Source organism: Lysinibacillus sp. FSL K6-0075, assembly GCF_038592945.1.
GTDB classification, from domain to species: Bacteria; Bacillota; Bacilli; order Bacillales_A; family Planococcaceae; genus Lysinibacillus; species Lysinibacillus fusiformis_F.
This window is the reverse complement of sequence record NZ_CP151947.1, coordinates 2,664,494-2,681,628: the sequence shown is the minus strand read 5'-3', so window position 1 is coordinate 2,681,628 and position 17,135 is coordinate 2,664,494. Positions and strand designations below refer to the sequence as shown.

At 40.3% G+C, this 17,135-nt stretch carries 14 protein-coding genes; 11 read left to right on the top strand and 3 right to left on the bottom strand.

Annotation, left to right across the window (positions count from 1 at the left end; genetic code table 11):
* Positions 1–33: 33 nt before the first annotated feature.
* Positions 34–1,728, top strand: a complete 1,695-nt coding sequence (locus MHB65_RS13175; protein ID WP_342440632.1) for a methyl-accepting chemotaxis protein — start codon at positions 34–36, stop codon at positions 1,726–1,728.
* Between the two features lie 510 nt (positions 1,729–2,238).
* Here the strand turns inward: MHB65_RS13175 and MHB65_RS13170 are convergent.
* Entirely contained in the window at positions 2,239–2,550 is a 312-nt protein-coding gene (locus MHB65_RS13170; RefSeq protein ID WP_342440631.1) for a hypothetical protein, read from the bottom strand.
* Positions 2,551–2,834: 284 nt separating this feature from the next.
* On the opposite strand from MHB65_RS13170, the gene MHB65_RS13165 reads away from it, so the two are divergent.
* On the top strand, positions 2,835–3,815 hold the full coding sequence (locus MHB65_RS13165; protein ID WP_205443726.1) for a diaminopimelate dehydrogenase: 981 nt from the start codon (positions 2,835–2,837) through the stop codon (positions 3,813–3,815).
* A gap of 54 nt (positions 3,816–3,869) precedes the next feature.
* On the opposite strand, the gene MHB65_RS13160 is transcribed toward MHB65_RS13165, so the two are convergent.
* Positions 3,870–4,460 (bottom strand): hypothetical protein, encoded by a 591-nt coding sequence (locus MHB65_RS13160; RefSeq protein ID WP_342440630.1) that lies wholly within the window; start codon positions 4,458–4,460, stop codon positions 3,870–3,872.
* 211 nt (positions 4,461–4,671) lie between these two features.
* On the opposite strand from MHB65_RS13160, the gene MHB65_RS13155 reads away from it, so the two are divergent.
* The 3 genes from MHB65_RS13155 (at position 4,672) to MHB65_RS13145 (ending at position 10,149) form a co-directional block, all read left to right on the top strand.
* Positions 4,672–7,860, top strand: a complete 3,189-nt coding sequence (locus MHB65_RS13155; protein WP_342440629.1) for a BTAD domain-containing putative transcriptional regulator — start codon at positions 4,672–4,674, stop codon at positions 7,858–7,860.
* 932 nt (positions 7,861–8,792) lie between these two features.
* On the top strand, positions 8,793–9,629 hold the full coding sequence (locus MHB65_RS13150) for an alpha/beta hydrolase (protein WP_342440628.1): 837 nt from the start codon (positions 8,793–8,795) through the stop codon (positions 9,627–9,629).
* Entirely contained in the window at positions 9,613–10,149 is a 537-nt protein-coding gene (locus MHB65_RS13145; protein WP_342443739.1) for a GNAT family N-acetyltransferase, read from the top strand. Before MHB65_RS13150 ends, MHB65_RS13145 begins: the two co-directional genes overlap by 17 nt.
* Before the next feature lie 206 nt (positions 10,150–10,355).
* Here MHB65_RS13145 and MHB65_RS13140 read toward each other — a convergent pair whose 3' ends face one another.
* Entirely contained in the window at positions 10,356–11,159 is an 804-nt protein-coding gene (locus MHB65_RS13140; protein WP_342440627.1) for an MBL fold metallo-hydrolase, read from the bottom strand.
* Positions 11,160–11,463: 304 nt separating this feature from the next.
* Between MHB65_RS13140 and MHB65_RS13135 the strand changes: the two genes are divergently transcribed.
* The 6 genes from MHB65_RS13135 (at position 11,464) to MHB65_RS13110 (ending at position 17,124) form a co-directional block, all read left to right on the top strand.
* Positions 11,464–12,702, top strand: a complete 1,239-nt coding sequence (locus MHB65_RS13135; protein ID WP_342440626.1) for a substrate-binding domain-containing protein — start codon at positions 11,464–11,466, stop codon at positions 12,700–12,702.
* Positions 12,703–12,763: 61 nt separating this feature from the next.
* A complete protein-coding gene (locus MHB65_RS13130) occupies positions 12,764–13,540 on the top strand; it encodes an ABC transporter ATP-binding protein (protein WP_342440625.1) in 777 nt (258 codons plus the stop codon).
* Positions 13,515–14,222 carry an ABC transporter ATP-binding protein gene (locus MHB65_RS13125; protein ID WP_342440624.1) on the top strand — a complete coding sequence of 236 codons (708 nt, stop codon included), beginning with the start codon at positions 13,515–13,517 and terminating at the stop codon, positions 14,220–14,222. The genes MHB65_RS13130 and MHB65_RS13125 overlap by 26 nt, the downstream gene beginning before the upstream one ends.
* A gap of 15 nt (positions 14,223–14,237) precedes the next feature.
* Complete coding sequence (locus MHB65_RS13120) at positions 14,238–15,110, top strand: branched-chain amino acid ABC transporter permease (protein WP_342440623.1); 873 nt, start codon at positions 14,238–14,240, stop codon at positions 15,108–15,110.
* The gene (locus tag MHB65_RS13115; RefSeq protein ID WP_342440622.1) at positions 15,107–16,123 is read left to right on the top strand and encodes a branched-chain amino acid ABC transporter permease; all 1,017 of its coding nucleotides are present in this window, start codon (positions 15,107–15,109) and stop codon (positions 16,121–16,123) included. The genes MHB65_RS13120 and MHB65_RS13115 overlap by 4 nt, the downstream gene beginning before the upstream one ends.
* Complete coding sequence (locus MHB65_RS13110) at positions 16,120–17,124, top strand: 3-oxoacyl-ACP synthase (RefSeq protein ID WP_342440621.1); 1,005 nt, start codon at positions 16,120–16,122, stop codon at positions 17,122–17,124. The genes MHB65_RS13115 and MHB65_RS13110 overlap by 4 nt, the downstream gene beginning before the upstream one ends.
* The last annotated feature ends 11 nt before the right edge of the window (positions 17,125–17,135 follow it).

Here is a 17,135-nt window from a genome sequence, read left to right as displayed (position 1 = left end):
TCTTAGGTTTTAAACATTTCTGGGGGAATTAAAATGGCCATAATTAAACTTAAATCAGTGCGACAGAAAAATTTATTTGGTTTTTTGCTTGTCTTACTTCTAATGATCATTCTTTCTATTTTCACAATCGAGTCGATGAAAAAAATTCATCGAGATACCAACCATATCATGCAAGAGCAGTTACCTTTGCTTATGCTGGATCAATCAATGGCCTTTAACACGGCAGAAAAAATTGCATTAGTCAGAGGGTATATTTTGACAGGCGATATTTCTTATAAGAATGAGTTTCAGAAATATGCTGAGCAAGCCAGTACCCTAGAGGAGGAATTGCTGCAACAAACGGAATCTCCAAAGACTAAGGAGCTGATCTTATTAGGAAGAAAATGGGATGAAATGATTGTTGAAAATGTTTTTCCTCTTTTTGAGCAGGGAAAAATTAAACAAGCTGAAGCTATTTTAAATGGAGAGGCACAAAACTATGCAAGAGAATTAATGAGTGGTTTTACAGCTATGGCAGACGAGCGCAAGCAGGATGTATTAGAACAAGGTATCCATGTGATTGAAATAGGAAATAAAAATATTCAATTCAACTCAATTTTCACTATTCTGATAGTTCTAACGGGAATAATTATTGCGATATTTGTGACAAACGGCATAGTGAAACCTATCAATTTGGTTATGAAACGTTTACAAAAAATTGCTGAAGGTGATTTAACGGATCCACCATTGAAAGTTAAATTTCAAGATGAAGTGGCAGAACTGATGAAGGCATCTAATTTTGTTAGTGAAAATAATAATCGGTTATTGCAGCAGGTAAAAGTATCTGCGAAGGAATTACATCAACAAATTGGCTATATTGCACAATCTGTAAAGGATGTATTTAATGGTTCAGAGCAAACGACGGAAACGATGATAGAACTTGCCTCAGGGGCCGAAGCACAAGCAAATTTAGCAAGTGAAATGGTTTCTAAGATGGACGTATTTTCTAAAAACATTTGTGAAATGAATGAAAACGGTCAGCACATATTTCAGAAGTCACATGACATCTTAGCGATGACTGGTCAGGGCAAAGAATTAATGGATCAATCTTTGTTACAAATGTCCATCATCCATGAGGTATTTGAGGGAACAGTAACAAATGTCAACAATTTAGAAAAGCAGTCTCAAGAAATTAATCAGCTTGTCACCGTGATTCGGGAGATTTCGGACCAAACGAATTTATTAGCATTAAACGCTGCAATTGAAGCGGCTCGTGCAGGTGATGCCGGAAAGGGCTTTGCTGTCGTTGCGGAGGAAGTAAAGAAATTGGCAAATCAAGTTTCCTATTCTGTAGTTGAAATTACAGGCATTGTGGAGAAAATTCAACAAGAAACTAACACGGTGACAGAATTTCTGCAAAAGGGATATGTAGAAGTCGCGAGGGGATCAGAGCAAATGAAAATGACCGGGCATACCTTTGAAAATATTAATGAAGCCGTTAAAATGGTGACGATTACTATCCAAGATACATCTAAAAGAATTGAAATCGTCATGAAGGATAGTGAAAGTGTCAGTAAAATGATTGAGGAAATAGCTGCTGTCACAGAGGAGGCTGCAGCCAGTGTGGAGCAAACCGCCGCATCAGCAGAGCAATCCAGTAGCTCGCTTCAAGTTGTTACGAGCAGTGCAGATCAGCTAACGCGAACAGCCGATCAACTAGAGGAATTAATTCAGTTCTATAAGCTATAAATTAAAAATGGTTTTGACTTCTTTAAATGAAGTCAAAGCCATCATGTTGTTGAAAAAAGATTATGTCACTAGTAGAAAGAGACCTTTTTAACAAGGCGGGGGGGTGATTTCCGTTCCGCTAGCGTCCTTTCCAGGGGACGTCCGATGAGCCGCTTCACTCACTTACGTTCGCTCCAGGATCTCCTCTGTGACGCTGGCTCCACCCCAATCAACCATTCTGCAAAGGTGTCTTTTCCTTTTCTTTCATACTAACAGTAGTGAAAAATGTGGAGAAGCGATGCGTGACAACAGCCCTTCATAAAGTGTTGAGAACACCTTCACTTTGTTTGAAAACCTTTGCTAAAAGTGGAGGAAGGCTGCTTGATTCTGGTGGGATAGCGAGACAGGCGAGCTCTAAACGAAGCGGTAGCGGAGGAAGTGGCTCGGCGCTCGTCTACAGGAAAGCAAGTAGCCTGCAACGGCAATCCATTTTCACCTTTCACACAAATTCTATGGATGGTTTTGACTTCTTTAAATGAAGTCAAAGCCATCCTTGTTGTATTCACTTTTTTTAATGAACCAGCGAGCGATGTCCTTACCACTATTGTAGAAGTCCACCTCATTTACCTTGTTTTTTTGGATGGAGATGTCAGGTATGTTTTCTAAAACGTCAAAAGGTAAAACACCGATACATATAGGATTGTTTGATGGAAATTTTCCATGCAGCTTACGGCCAGTTTGTATCGCTTCACTATGCTTGTTTGCAGTATTTTGTGTCATATGGAATGCAAGTAGTTCTCCTTGTGCCAATGTTGTGCTTGATGAGTAACCAGTACTTTTCATTCAACATGCCCCCTTTTGTCGTTACATTTATTGTACAAGACTAGATGGGAAAATAGCCGTTATTTACAAGGCTTTTACAATAACTTTAAGGTTCATGGAAGATTTAGTAATTTGTAACCGTATTCATACCGTTATGGGATAAAAACCATAGAAAACTGATATAAATTCTTTTTAAAAAACTCATACTCAAACTATTGTGAATTTTTCTAACACGAAGTATTATTGTAATTAGATTTAACGTGAAAGTTTTCACAAAGTCACGAAATCGTTAGGAGGAATTTTTAATGAGTGCAATTCGAGTAGGTATTGTAGGATATGGAAATTTAGGACGTGGTGTGGAGTATGCCATTTCACAAAATCCAGATATGGAATTAGTAGCGGTGTTCACACGACGTGATCCTTCAACAGTAAACGTAGCAAGCAATGCGAGCGTATATTTAGTAGATGACGCTGAAAAATTCCAAAACGACATTGATGTCATGATTTTATGTGGTGGTTCTGCAACAGATTTACCAGAGCAAGGTCCACATTTTGCACAATGGTTTAATACAATTGATAGCTTCGATACACATGCGAAAATTCCTGAATTTTTCGATGCTGTAGATGCAGCGGCACAAAAATCTGGTAAAGTATCTGTTATCTCAGTTGGTTGGGATCCAGGTTTATTCTCTTTAAATCGTCTACTAGGAGAATCAGTATTACCAGTTGGTACAACATATACATTCTGGGGCGATGGCCTAAGTCAAGGACACTCAGATGCTGTTCGTCGTATCGAAGGTGTTAAAAATGCTGTTCAATACACATTACCGATTAAAGAAGCTGTAGAGCGAGTTCGTAACGGTGAAAACCCTGAATTAACAACACGTGAAAAACATGCACGTGAATGTTGGGTTGTGTTAGAAGAAGGTGCAGATGCAACGAAGATTGAACAAGAAATTGTCACAATGCCTAACTATTTCGATGAGTATGACACAACAGTGAACTTCATTACTGAAGATGAATTTAAAGCAAATCATACTGGTATGCCACACGGTGGTTTTGTCATTCGCAGTGGTGACAGTGGTGCAAACGATAAACAAATTCTCGAATTCTCATTAAAACTTGACAGTAATCCAAACTTTACATCGAGTGTATTAGTGGCTTACGCACGTGCAGCACACCGTTTAAGTCAAGCTGGTGATAAAGGTGCGAAAACAGTATTTGATATCCCATTCAGCCTACTTTCGCCAAAATCAGCTGCTGAATTACGTAAAGAATTACTATAATCATAGCTAATGATCCCGATTATCATAGAGTTGATAATCGGGAATTTTTTTAGCCTAATTGTTTGCTGAAATAGGTTGCCAATGAAACGGTACAGTTGTGTTATGATGTTTTGTCCATTGTAAAAAATCATCTACATGTCTAATGCCAAATTCCAAGACAGCTTGATAAATAAAAATAGAGGCGTATTGTGTAGGAAGATGAAGTAATGCTTCCTTTATATCAAGAATGGCTTTTCTAGTTTCCACTGTTAAATGATTTTTCATAAATGGTACTAAATCTTTTGAGATGGCACCATTGTGGCTATTTGAAAATAACCACATATCAATATTCCACTCAACTTCCTCCGCTCGGTAAAGCAACTTAAAATAATGTCCCTTAAAATCGGAACTTGTATAATCTCTATATTTTAGTTCAATGACATTCTTGTTCTGTGTGAGCATGGCTAATTCGCTCATTATGATGTGAGGATTAGGCACATCACAAAATGTTTCGAGGTCAATATCGGGGGAAACCATCAAATTATAAGCAGCTGCCCCTACTAAAAAACATTCGCCTACAGTACTCCATTTCTGAATCAATTGTAAGTCAGTTAAAACGCTTTCTGCTTGTTGTTTCTTTTTCGTTGCTCTATCTAGACTGTTCATTTATCCACTTTCCTTCTAAATTTTAGTAATATAACAGATTACTAAAATTAGGCATAAAATGCAAACGAAATTCTACTTCCATTCCCAAAACAAAAAATGGGGATGAAATCTATAAAATTACATAAAAAATATGGTAAACTGTCAATAATTTAATAATCTGAATTTTTGTAGAAATCTTTGTAACCTTACAAAATATGGAGGTTATATTTATATGACAGCGGAAATTATTATTCAATCAAAATGTATGGCGCCAAATCCTTCCACGCATTGCATTAATAGAGCGACACTTATGCGAACATTAAAGAAAAGCCATCATCACACTTGTACCTTTCTGCATAGTGGTGCAGGGTATGGTAAAACAACCATTCTAACTCAATTTCTTGCTAACGAATCGAGTAAATTTTCTTGGTATAGTATCTCGGATGAAGATGATAATCTATTACCCTTTTTGAGACATCTTTTTTTTAGCATACAGCGAATTGCACCAAATTTTGGTCATACCTTTGATGGGTGGAATCAATTGTCACGCTTTCCTAAGATGGATGAGCTCAATCGTTGGTATAAGCTATTTGTCAATTGCCTATGTGACATAGAGGAGTCACTACTTATTGTAATTGACGACTTTCATCTAGTAGATCATGTCTTTCCTATTAATTATTTCATGGAAAAAATCATTGAATTTGCTCCACCCAGCATTCATTTTATTATTGCTTCAAGAACACTCCCCAATTGGGATATTATGAGGAAATTAAAGCTGCAAAAAAGATGGCTGGTTATGAAAGAGGACGAACTGGCATTTACAACGGAGGAAATTGCGGTGTTTTTTGAAGAATATGTAGATGTGCATTTATCCGAGGCTGAAATGACCAAGGTATTAGAGATCACGGAGGGCTGGGCCATTAGTATTTCCTTATTGGCGGAGCAATGGCACCATGCTTCGTTAGATCATTGGCTAACGATTTCTACAAATGATCTATTCACTTACTTATCAGAAGAAGTTTATAGTACGATGACCGCTTCTGAGCAGGATACCATTTTGAAATTAGCAATTTTTCCTACCTTTTCTGCAGAGTTATTTGAAGCGTTTTATGGCGCTGAAATTGCACAAATACTGAATGCATTAACCCAGCGTCATTTATTTATCCAACCAGTGACAACAGATGGTTTATACCGTTTTCACGCATTGTTCAGTCGATTTTTAGAAATGAAATGGCGACAGCATCCAAGCCAATATACGGACCTTCATAAACAAGCAGCATTGTATTATGTAGACCGTCATAATATTCAATCTGTTTTGTATCATGCCTTTAAAACGAATGATCATGACTTTTGTGGGGAGCTATTACAGCTTCATGCAGAATCAATCGTACGTGCGGGTCAATTTGAATGGTTGTTAGAAAAAATCAATCGATTTACTGCACAGGAAAAAGACAAATTTTATAGATTATATTATTTCGAGGGAGAGTGTCATCGCTACCGAGCTTATTATGAAAAAGCAAAACAATCCTATGAAAAATGTGCAACCATCGCACAGCAACAGCGGGATCACCTATTTATGACAAAGTCCCAAGCCGGGATAGCCCATATATACTTAGACACCATTCAACCTGCTTTAGCAGAGCCCTATCTAGAGAAAGCATTAGAGCTAGCGAAACATACACCATTACGCAAAGAGGAATTATTAGAACTTCAACGGCAATATGCTGAAAATTTAGTGAACCTAGGGAAGGCCAAGGGTGCACAGCTCTTTATGGAGGACGTCGCATTGCCAGTGGATGTCATACAACGGGCGAATGTCGATGTTCGTGTTTTACTACGAACTGGACAACTACGGGAGGCCAAGGAGTTATTAGCACAGCGACTTGAATTACCGCCTCAGCTTGTTGCAACCCATCGAGAAAGTGAACTGCTGGCGGCTTTCGTTTATGCATTGTTAGGTCAAGGCAAAGAAGCCTGGTATGCTGCCCAACATGGTATTCGCAGAGGATTAAAAGAGAAGTCTATTTTCATAGAGGCGGTAGGCTATATCAGAAAGGCGCATGCCCTGCTGTTAATAGATTTCCCAGATCATCAGGGGGCATGTCAAGCCTATGAAAAAGCGTTGACGTTAATGAATGCCATTAATATTTCTCGTGTGAAGGCTGAGCCTTATATGGGGTTAGCCATTGTCAAACATTTTTTGGGAGATACGGTAGCGGCTAAGAAATACTTAGCACTGGGCTTACAGGAAACAGAGCAAGTTCAAGATGCGTGGATGACGGCTCTAATTCTTCTAGCAGAGGTAAAAATCATCCTTTCCCAGCAAGAAAGAGGGCGAGCGAAGCAATTATTAAAGAAGACACAGCAACTATTTCAAGAATGCGGTGATCGCAATGGCTTGATGCATGTTTTATTTTATCAGTCTGTGATTGCCATGCAAGAGCGTAATAAGAAGCCGTTTCAACAGTATTTTCAACAGTTTGCCCAACTATGTGTGGGGAATGGCTATGAATATTTCTTACAAAGGCCATCGATACTTGGTCCGAGCAATCGAATGATATTTTACGAGCTACTGCAATTTAGTCAAACTTGTCAGATGGAGCATCCAGCTATCTTAGCATTGCAAAGTTATTTTCAGGTCGAGGATAGCATCAGTTATCCGCAGGATGAGGTACAGATGAATCTTTTTGGGAGTTTAAATTTAATTCGAGCACAACGAAAGCTGGAAGACAAAGAGTGGCAGCGTGATAAATCAAAGGAATTATTCGTGTACCTCTACTGTCATCGCAATCGCTTTACACCAAAGGAAGAAATAGCACAGGCATTATGGCCAGATCGTAGTGTCGAGTCCTTAGATCGAGATTTTAAGGTGGTCTTAAACACATTACTCAAAGTGTTGGAGCCACAACGTCATGCAAGACAAGATAGCTTTTTCATTCAACGAAAAAATAATATGTATCAGTTACAAAATATCGCTTTTCTCCAAATTGATGTAGAACGCTTTCACTATTACTACAGCTTAGGAATAGAGGAATTTGATCCACAGTTGTCCAATGAATGGCTATTATTAGCGAAAGCGAGCTATACGGATGCTCTCTATGCGGAAAAAAAGCAAATCGACTGGCTTACGCAGGACCGTGAAAAGCTACAATTTTTATATATCGAAGTCCTGGAACGACTGGCACAAAACGCAACAAGACAACAGCAATTTAAAAAAGCCATTTTTTTCGCAGAAAAGATCCTGCGCGAGGATGCACTCTGGGAGGAAGCGTATCGCCTGCTCATGTACAGCCACTACCAACTCCAAAACCGCTCCCTGGCCTTAAAATGGTATGAAAAATGTGTCCAACAATTACAACAGGAGCTAAACACAACCCCCATGGAATCCACCATGACAGTCTATGATTTGATAATGGGTTAGCCAGTGTTGCTTTTAAGGCTAGGCGAAGTGGTTTAGTATTGGATGGGACTGCTTCATTGAGTGTGGGAAGTGACCCTTCTATGGGGAGAACTGCTCTTAAGTGGAGTCAAAGCGCTCATTTTATGGGGAAACCTGCTCCTAAGTGGAGTCAAGGCGCTCCAACTGAGAGTAGAGCCGCTCCTAAGTGTGGTCAAAGCGCTCTAAGTAAGGAGAGAGCCGCTCCTAAGTGTGGTCAAGGCGCTCCAACTGAGAGTAGAGCCGCTCCTAAGTGGGATTAAAGCGCTCTAACTAAGGAGAGAGCCGCTCCTGAGTGGAGTCAAAGCGCTCTAACTAAGGAGAGAGCCGCTCCTAAGTGTGGTCAAAGCACTCCAACTAAGGAGAGAGCCGCTCCTAAGTGATGTCAAAGCGCTCTAAGTAAGGAGAGAGCCGCTCCTAAGTGTGGTCAAGGCGCTCCAACTAAGGAGAGAGCCGCTTCTAAGTAGAATCAAAGCGCTCCAACTAAGGAGAGAGCCGCTCCTAAGTGAAGTCAAAGCGCTCCAACTAAGGAGAGAGCCGCTCCTAAGTGGAGTCAAAGCGCTCCAACTGAGAGTAGAGCCGCTCCTAAGTGTGGTCAAGGCGCTCCAACTGAGAGTAGAGCCGCTCCTAAGTGTGGTCAGAGCGCTCCAACTAAGGAGAGAGCCGCTCCTAAGTGAAGTCAAAGCGCTCCAACTAAGGAGAGAGCCGCTCCGAAATGATGTCAAAGCGCTCCAACTATGAGGAGAGCCGCTCCTAAGTGGAGTCAAGGCGCTCTAAGTAAGGAGAGAGCCGCTCCTAAGTGATGTCAAGGCGCTCAATCAAAGAGGAAAGCCGCTCATAAACCGTGTCAACCCGCTCCAACTGTGGAGTAGACTATATACAATGTACAAAAATGTACCGTATTTGGAGGAACAACAATGTCATTTTGTCAGACGAATAAAGCGAATATTTACTATGAAGTTATTGGAACAGGGACACCTATTATCATGCTACATGGTTTTTCTCCTGATCATCGTTTGATGAAGGGATGTATGGAGCCTGTTTTTATAGAGCGAGAAGGATGGAAGCGTATCTATATTGATCTTCCAGGAATGGGGAAGACAACAGACTATTCATCGATTCAGAACTCAGATGAAATGCTAGAAGCAATCATCGAATTGATACACACAATCATTCCAAATGAATCCTACTTGTTGGTGGGTGAATCTTACGGTGGCTATTTAGCGCGCGGTATTATGAGAACGTCAGTCGATCAACTTTTAGGTGCTGCCCTTATTTGTCCTCTCATCATTCCTGAAAAAGAGCAACGTACAGTGCCACAGCATTGTATTGTACAAGCAGATGCTGCTTTTTTATCAACATTAAGTCAGCAGGAGCAAGATGATTTTGGGGCTAATCAAGTCGTCTTAGATGCCTATAATTGGGAGCGCTATACAACAGAGGTGTTGGCAGGGTGTAACCTAGCAGATCAGGCATTTTTAGAAAAAATTCAGCAAAGCTATGGATTTTCCTTTGCCGTTGACGGACAGTCCTTTGACAAGCCAAGTCTCTTTTTACTTGGAAAACAAGATTCCGTTGTTGGCTATCAAGATGCTTTTTCGATTTTAGAAAAGTTTCCTAGAGCAACTTTTGCCATATTAGATATGGCGGGGCATAATTTGCAGATCGAACAAGCTGAATTGTTTACCAAGCTGATGAGTGAATGGTTGAATCGTGTAGAGGGAGGGGTGGATGAAAGTGATTTTTGCAAATGAAAAATTATTTTTAAGAGAATTCACGCAATATGACTGGATTGATGTTCATAAATATGCCTCACAGGAAATTGTTTGTAGGTATCAAACATGGGGACCGAATACAGAGGAGGATTCAAAAGAATTCATTCAGGATGTTCTCGATGAAGCAACACAAACACCAAGGGAAAGATATGTTTTTGCGATTATTTATCAAGAAACGTTAATAGGTGCGGTAGAAATCATGATTCAGGATTTTACAAATAAGGTCGGGGAAATTGGCTATATCGTGAACCCTGATTATTGGGGGAAGGGAGTAGCAACGCAGAGTGCTAAATTAATGATCACTTTCGGCTTTGAAACATTAAAGCTCCATCGTATTTGTGCAACCTGTGATCCTAGAAATATTGGATCAGCAAAGGTTTTAGAAAAAGTAGGAATGTTAAAAGAAGGAGTATTACGTGAAAATATGCTAATGAAAGATGGCGTTTGGCGAGATTCATTATTGTATAGTGTATTGAAACAGGAATGGTCATCATGTTAAAAGTTATGCATTAAATGAACATTCTGCATTTTATTGGATATGTTGAAATCCTTTTTGTAGATTGTCCTCATCGGAAATTACAGAATCAAATGAGGAACTACAAATCTTTTAACACTTTTAAATTTTTAATAAACAGTTCCATAACGTCGATATGGATAGTTGTCCAATCTTGATATGCTGAAGGTATTGAAACGTCTTCCATGTTCCTAATTTTTTTTTGATAACAAATTCATTTCATTAATGTAGTTTTTAAGCTTCACTATATCTTTTTTAGATCCTACTGAACCGTGACCAAGGATAGCTTTTTGAATGGCCAAGTTATTTACTTCTTCTAAAATATTTTCCCATTGTGTTGGATTGGAATAAGGGAAAAATGATGGATGCATACCGACAAATAGAAGGTCAGCCATAAATATGATTTCATCTTCAGGTTTATAAAGAAAAGAATCACAGGGAGAATGACCACCTCCCAGTGTTATTATTCTAGCGGTACGTTCTGTTCCGAAAATAGTAAATTCATGAGTAAAAGTATATTGCGGCAAAACTAATTCCAGGTCAGGGATTGAGCTTTCCATCTCTTTTAAAAAACTTATTTCATTCATTTTTTGTATGTCAGTGGAAGCGACAAGGGAGGCAATGTATTTTTTTAACCCTTCTAAATCTGCCTTTTGTTCAGCAATTTTTGCTGGATGGTTTTCTTTCATTTGTTGAAGTGTTATTTGACTAGAAACGATATGACAATCTTTAAATACTTGGTTTCCTCTCGTATGATCACTATGGAAATGACTGTTAATTACCCAAGAGACGGGTTTATTTGTAATATGTACAGCTATATTTCTTAGATCTTCAGCTGCTTGTTGCGTGTTAAATGTATCAAAAATAATGGTTTTGTCCCCTAAATCAATGAGACCAGCATTTCCAAACGCGCCACCCCCATCCTTTGCAATAGCGGCATAAATACCTTCACTTACTTTTTCAAGATTAAAATGTCTGGAATAATATTCACTCATTAAAATTCCCTCTCTTTTTTTAGGTGTTTAGTAAAGATAATACGAGTTGTTACATAAATATCCTACACTGTTCACTCTTCTTTAAAATACTTAAAGTAACAATACCATAAATGCCCAATTTGTAGATTATCGTCGCTATGAATAATCGCATTCGTAGGCGCTCCGCTACACTTTCGGGACATAAAAATGCTCTGCACTAAAGTGCAAAGCATTTTTTGTAACTAATTTGTAACTGGACTTTTATATAGTGTTGTCATAGCAAGAAAGCGCTTTCTAGGGAGCTTATTTTGAAGGGGGATATGGGATGAGGAAGCAGTGGTATTGGTTTCTTTTCGTGATGTTGGCTGTGGTGTTGGTGGCTTGTAATGGGGAAGACACGAAGGATGATGCAACGGATGCAGATTCTTCTGGTGGTGAGACGAAGGCGGTGACAGCGGAAGGGGGCACGATTAAGATTGGGGTGCTTGCTTCGTTAACGGGGGCGCTTGAGTCATATGGAAAGCAGACGCAGCGTGGGTTTGATTTAGGGATTGAGTATGCAACAGGTGGCACGATGGAGGTCAATGGTAAGAAAATAGAGATTGTGTATGAGGATACGGAGACGAAGCCAGAGGTGGCTGTGCAGAAGGCGACAAAGCTTTTGGAAGATGATCAGGTTGATTTTTTAGTCGGTTCTTCGAGTTCGGGTGATACGCTCGCTGTTTTACCGCTTGCCGAGGAGTATGAAAAAATTATGGTGGTAGAGCCAGCAGTGGCTGACAGTATTACAGGTTCCGAGTTTAATGAGTATATTTTCCGTACAGGTCGTAATTCATCACAGGATGCGTATGCTGCGGCAGCGGCTATTGCGGGCAAAGGTGTGAAGATTGCTACATTTGCGCCAGATTATTCGTTTGGCTGGGATGGGGTGAATGCCTTTAAAACGGCAGCGGAGAAATTAGGGGCTGAAATTGTACTTGAGGAATATGCAGATCCTGCAGCAACAGACTTTACATCCAATTTGCAAAAGGTGATTGATGCGAAGCCTGATTATTTGTTTGTTGTCTGGGCTGGCGCAAATTCACCGTGGAATCAAATTGCTGATCTTAAAATTCAAGAAAAGGGCATTAAAATTTCGACGGGTGCACCGGATATTATTGCCCTTCAATTTATGAATCCATTGGTTGGGATGGAAGGCTTCTCGGTGTATTATCATACGCTACCGCAAAATGATGTCAATAAATGGTTAGTTGATGAACACCAGAAACGTTTCAACGAAGTGCCTGACTTATTTACTCCTGGTGGTATGTCTGCGGCGATTGCCGTTGTGGAGGCATTGAAAAAATCGGATGGGGATGTAGATGCCAATAAGCTGATCGACATAATGGAGGGTATGTCATTTGAGACACCAAAAGGTACGATGACGTTCCGTGAAGAGGATCATCAGGCTCTTCAATCGATGTATTCGATTCGCTTAGAGCAACAAGATGGTGTGGAGTATCCAGTACCAGTGCTTATTCGGGAGTTAAGTCCTGAGGAAACGGCACCTCCTGTTATGAATTAAACAAATGAGAGGCAGCATGGCTGTCTCTCTACATATCTATTAGAAGGAAAGGGAGTAGAGAATGGAGCCGCTATTATACACTGATAATTTAACAATCCGTTTTGGCGGACACACGGCTGTGGACGGCGTTAATTTTCAAATGCCAGAGAAGCATTTGAAGTCCATTATTGGGCCGAATGGTGCTGGGAAAACAACATTCTTTAATTTGCTTAGTGGTGAGCTAAAGCCAACTGCGGGTGATGTTTATTTTAAAGGGCAATCACTTGCACAAAAGTCGGCTATCGAAAGAACACGTATGGGATTGGGACGTTCTTTTCAAATCACCAATGTTTTTCCAAACTTAACGGTCCTCGAAAATGTCCGCTTAGCCGTCCAATCCAAGGAGAAAATTCGTTACCAGCTATTCCGCCATTACAAAAGCTATAAGGCGATTACGGACAAAGCGGAGGAGTTATTGGCACTCGTTTTACTCGACAATAAACGAGATGCTCTTACAACGATGCTATCCCACGGAGAGAAAAGAAAGCTTGAGATAGCCATGCTACTCGCGTTAGATACAGAAATTTTGCTGCTCGATGAACCAACTGCAGGGATGTCATTAGAGGAAGTTCCTACGATTTTAGAAGTCATTCGGAGCATTAAACAGCAAGGGGATAAAACCATTTTGCTCATAGAACACAAAATGGATATGATTTTAGATTTATCGGATTCCATTATGGTGTTGTTCAATGGTCAGTTATTAGCAGATGGCTCACCAGAGGAAATTATGAATAATGATACTGTGCAACATGCATATTTAGGAGGGATGTACGATGACCACCTTACTGACATTAAATGAGGTTCACACGCATATCGGCCAATATCATATATTGCAGGGCGTTAATTTTGAAGCGAAGGAGGGGCAGGTTACAGTACTTCTTGGACGTAATGGCGCAGGAAAAACGACCACTCTGAAAACAATAATGGGATTAACGCCTGCAACAAAGGGTGACATTGCCTTTCGCTCTCATCCGATTAAAAAAAGCCCAACCTATAAGGTGGCGAAATTAGGGATTGGCTATGTGCCTGAAAATCAAGGGATTTTTGCAGATTTAACGGTAGAGGAAAATATGAAGGTAGCGATGCGCAAGGAGGATACGGCGACATTAGAGCGACAGCAATATGTGCTAGAGCTGTTTCCTGACTTAAAGAAATTTTGGAAAAAGGCTGGCGGGCATTTATCTGGTGGTCAAAAGCAAATGCTATCCATGGCAAGAGCCTTTATCAATGATAGCCAATTAATATTGATAGATGAGCCTTCCAAGGGACTTGCTCCTATTGTTGTGGAAAAAGTGATGGAAGCGATTGTGGAAATGAAAAAGAAAACGTCCATTGTTCTCGTTGAGCAAAACTTTATGATGGCTAGTCGAATTGGTGATACCTATACATTAATCGATGATGGCAGAACCGTAAATTCGGGCAATATGCAGGATTTGATTCATGATGAAGAACTAAAGCGCAAGTATCTTGGCATTGGATAGAGGGGGTGACCATCATTGGAGTTATTCGTCAATTTAATCATTAATGGCTTGGCCACGGGGATGTTGATTTTTCTACTAGCAGCTGGTTTGACGTTAATTTTCGGTTTAATGGATGTATTGAATTTTGCGCATGGTGGATTATTTGTTTGGGGGGCTTATGCGGGGATCTTTACCTATATGTGGACAGAAAGTTTTATCGTTGGGATTATAGGTGCGATTGTGACAGGAGCGTTACTTGGACTGCTGACAGAGAAATTTATTATTACGCCTGTTTACGGCAATCATATTCAGCAAATTTTAATTACCTTAGGGCTGATGCTTGTTTTGCAGGAGCTTATTAAGGTGGTCTTTGGTCCGAATGGTGTGGCAGTGAAAACACCGAGTTATTTAGCAGGAAGCTGGGAAATTGGTGATGTGATCATCATTAAATATCGTTTATTTATTATTGTCATAGGGTTCATCATTTTTGGTATTTTCCAATATATGCTGAAGCGTACGAAGATTGGCTTGATCGTTCGTGCGGGTGTGCAGGATAAGGAAATGGCACAGGCTCTCGGTATTCATATTAAGCGTGTATTTTTATATGTTTTTATGGTAGGCGCAGCTCTAGCGGCACTAAGTGGGATGCTGATGGCTCCCTATTCAGGTGTGATCTATGCGGAAATGGGTATGGAATATGCTATTTTAGGCTTTATTGTCGTGGTAATTGGCGGCATGGGTAGTTTTTCTGGCTCCTTGCTGGCAGCGATTTTAGTAGGGCTTGCGGGTAGCTTTATGGCTTATTATGTCCCTGTGCTGTCACTGGCAGTCAATATGATTTTAATGGCCATCGTTTTAATTTTCCGTCCACAGGGGCTGTTTGCGATGCGAAAGGAGCGAACATCATGAATAAGAAAATAACCTTACGCTCGATCGCATTTTTTCTGTTACTTGCCATTTTTATTATCCTTCCTTTTGTTAATGATTCACGCACGTTACTTATTTTACTCACGCAAATCTTTATTTTTGGGATATTGGCGATGAGCTATGATATTTTACTAGGTTATACAGGCATCGTCTCCTTTGGGCACGCCATGTTTTTCGGCATTGGCGCCTATACAACAGCGGTCATGCTAAAGCAGATGGATAACACACTCTGGATCTTTGTACTGTCCATCGTGATTGGCATGATACTAGCAGGCTTCATTAGTTTTTTAGTAGGTTTATTGACCTTGCGCTTAAAAAGTCATTTTTTTGCAATGCTGACGCTAGCCTTTTCGGGGTTATTTTTAGTCTTAGCTGAAAAGTGGCGCTCTATTACGTATGGCAATGATGGCTTTACTTTTCGAGCACCGGATCTATTTAGAGATCGAATGACCTTCTATTTCTTTGTGCTAGCAAGCCTAGTTGTTATCTTTTTGGCGCTCTACCGTTTTGTTAATTCGCCGACAGGTCGTATTTTAATTGCCGTTCGTGAAAATGAACAACGGACGAAATCATTAGGCTTTAATACGTTGCACTATAAAGTCATTGCCTCTGTTGTGGCAGGCATTGTAGCAAGTTTTGCTGGTTCCTTATATGCAGTGTCATTGCGCTTCGTCAACACAAGTGTCATGGCAATGGATATTACACTGGATGCTTTGTTAATGACGATTATCGGTGGGGTTGGCACTTTAGTGGGGCCGTTATTAGGGTCGGCAGTCATCGAATATGCACAACATGCACTGTCTGGGCTTGCGCGAGATTATCCTATTTTCGAACGTTGGATTATCTTCTTTGGGATTCTTTATATTTTAGCCGTTATCTTCTTCCCGAAAGGTATTATCGGCTCACTAAGACTGCTGTTTTGGAAGTGGCGAGGAAGGCTAAAGCAACGAAAAACGACAGGCCCCCTGCCACAGGAAAAGGAGCGATTTGAATGACAGTTGGTATTGTTAGTACAGGTATTTATTTACCTCAACAGAAGATGACATCGCAGGACATAGCGGCTGTTTCCAATATTCCTGAGGACATTATCCGTCAAAAAATGGGCATCCATGAAAAGCCAATCCCAGGTAAGCATGATCATACAGTGCAAATGGGGATCTGGGCAGCACAGGAGGCGATTCAAAAAGCAAATATAGACCCCAAGGATATTGATGTTGTCATTTATATGGGGGAGGAACATAAGGAATATCCACTCTGGACAGCCTCCATTAAAATGCAGGAGGAGCTTGGTGCAGTTAATGCATGGGCATTTGATGTGCAATTACGCTGCGGCACAACGATCATGGCGTTGAAAGTGGCGAAAAGCTTAATGGCCTCAGATGACACGATACAAACCATTCTTTTAGCAGGTGGTTATCGCAATGTTGATTTTATCGATTATAGCAATCCGCGCACGCGCTTTATGTACAATTTGGCAGCAGGTGGGGGCGCCATGTTAGTACAAAAAAACTATGAAAAAAATCTGCTACTAGAGGCAGATTTGATAACGGATGGTTCTTTCTCAGAGGATGTAGTTGTACCAGTTGGAGGAACGAAAAATCCATTAACTCCATCTCATTTAACCGAAAATTTATATAAGCTTGAAGTTTTGGACCCCATTGGGATGAAGGAGCGGCTAGAACAAAAATCTTTAAGCAATTTTTTGAAGGTCATTCGCAGTTCTTTAGCGAAAAGTGGATACAGTGAGGAACAGCTAAACTATTTAGCGATGCTGCATATGAAAAGATCTGCACATGATTATATTTTAGCGGAGCTTGGCTTACAGCAGGAGCAGTCTATTTATTTGCAAGACTATGGACATATTGGTCAGATCGATCAAATTTTGTCCCTACAGCTAGCACAGGAGCAAAATCAAATTCAAACAGGTGATATTGTGACGCTCGTTAGTGCTGGCATTGGCTATGTTTGGGGAGCTATCACAATACGCTGGGGATAAGGGGGAAATGG

Coding starts and splice junctions, on each gene's coding strand:
- MHB65_RS13175 (WP_342440632.1), top strand. CDS start 34: ATGGCCATAATTAAACTTAAATCAGTGCGACAGAAAAATTTATTTGGT.
- MHB65_RS13170 (WP_342440631.1), bottom strand. CDS start 2,550: ATGAAAAGTACTGGTTACTCATCAAGCACAACATTGGCACAAGGAGAA.
- MHB65_RS13165 (WP_205443726.1), top strand. CDS start 2,835: ATGAGTGCAATTCGAGTAGGTATTGTAGGATATGGAAATTTAGGACGT.
- MHB65_RS13160 (WP_342440630.1), bottom strand. CDS start 4,460: ATGAACAGTCTAGATAGAGCAACGAAAAAGAAACAACAAGCAGAAAGC.
- MHB65_RS13155 (WP_342440629.1), top strand. CDS start 4,672: ATGACAGCGGAAATTATTATTCAATCAAAATGTATGGCGCCAAATCCT.
- MHB65_RS13150 (WP_342440628.1), top strand. CDS start 8,793: ATGTCATTTTGTCAGACGAATAAAGCGAATATTTACTATGAAGTTATT.
- MHB65_RS13140 (WP_342440627.1), bottom strand. CDS start 11,159: ATGAGTGAATATTATTCCAGACATTTTAATCTTGAAAAAGTAAGTGAA.
- MHB65_RS13135 (WP_342440626.1), top strand. CDS start 11,464: ATGAGGAAGCAGTGGTATTGGTTTCTTTTCGTGATGTTGGCTGTGGTG.
- MHB65_RS13130 (WP_342440625.1), top strand. CDS start 12,764: ATGGAGCCGCTATTATACACTGATAATTTAACAATCCGTTTTGGCGGA.
- MHB65_RS13125 (WP_342440624.1), top strand. CDS start 13,515: ATGACCACCTTACTGACATTAAATGAGGTTCACACGCATATCGGCCAA.
- MHB65_RS13115 (WP_342440622.1), top strand. CDS start 15,107: ATGAATAAGAAAATAACCTTACGCTCGATCGCATTTTTTCTGTTACTT.
- MHB65_RS13110 (WP_342440621.1), top strand. CDS start 16,120: ATGACAGTTGGTATTGTTAGTACAGGTATTTATTTACCTCAACAGAAG.